This is a genomic window from Rhizobium sp. J15 (genome assembly GCF_002531825.1).
In the GTDB taxonomy this organism is placed as follows: Bacteria; Pseudomonadota; Alphaproteobacteria; order Rhizobiales; family Rhizobiaceae; genus Rhizobium.
Map to the genome: position 1 here is coordinate 1 of NZ_NWSX01000103.1, position 1313 is coordinate 1313.

General features: G+C 52.2%; 1 pseudogene. It reads right to left on the reverse strand.

The annotated features are described in order from the left end of the window. Positions 1–1313, reverse strand: a pseudogene (locus CO670_RS32325) (hypothetical protein); the annotation flags it as partial.

The window sequence follows — 1313 nt, forward strand, 5'->3', positions numbered from 1 at the left end:
CCCATGTCTTCGGTGAAGTCTTGGTAATCTTTTTTCAACGACCATTGCTGCTGATCACTGCCGTTGAGCCGGCTCGCTATGCTCTCCCTACCCCTGGTTTGCAGCCAATCACTAAACTTTCGTTGATTGCTGGCCAGTCTCCAGACGACTCTCCTCTTGGAAGTCGAGGCCGATCCGAGCTTGCTCAGCTCTTCGTTGGCCAAGGCATCAATCATGAGGGCGTCGTCGGGATAAGGATGATGCTGTTTCAACTGCGACTCAGCGCCTAGATACTGCCGCAGCCGATCGAGACTCACGTTTATTTTTACTTCAACGTTAGTAGTAAATTCCCTAAAATCGTCCTTCAACGACCGTTGCTGCTCATCACTGCCAGTCAGGCGACTGCTTATGCTCCCCCGACCATTCTTTCGGAGCCAATTACTAAACCTCCGTTGATTGCTGGCCAGATTCAAGACGCCTTTCCTCTTGGAAGTCGAGTCCGGTCCGAGCTTGCTCAGCTCTTCATTGGCGAAGCCATCAATCATGCGGGTGTCGTCGGGATAAGGATCATGCTGTTTCAACTGCGACTCGGCGCCTAGATACTGTCGCAGCCGATCGAAACCCACGCTTATTTTTACTTCAACGTTAGTAGTAAATTCCCTAAAATCGTCCTTCAACGACCGTTGCTGCTCATCACTGCCAGTCAGGCGACTGCTTATGCTCCCCCGACCATTCTTTTGGAGCCAATCACTAAACCTCCGTTGATTTATCGCCATATTCTGGACAACTTTCCTCTTGGAAGTCGAGTCCGGTCCGAGCTTGCTCAGCTCTTCGTTGGCCAAGCCATCAATCATGAGGGCGTCGTCGGGATAAGGATTATGCTGTTTCAACTGGGACTCGGCGCCTAGATACTGCCGCAGCCGATCTAAACTCACGACCACTTTTCCCTCGGCCTCGGTAAATTTCCTAAAATCCTCCTGCAACGACCGTTGCTGCTGATCAGTACCCGTGAGTCGGCTGACTATGCTCCCCCTACCCTCCCTTTTGAGCCAATCGCTAAACTTTCGTTGGTTACTGGCATTTTTCTGAGAAATCGAGACCGGTCCGAACTTACTCAGCTCTTCCTTGGCCAAGCTATCAATGACGCGGGCGTCATCGGGATAGGGATCATGAATTCGGCGGCCCATCAGGCGCGGCCCAGCTCCAACGGCTTGGAGTTCTTGCCCCTCAGGTCCGAGCCTCCTGAAATGAGACAGCGCTGAGTTAAGACGGTTCTGATCGTCCTCACCGCTTGCCCAATAATCCGCGATATCAACGGCTAGTGAATCTGGATC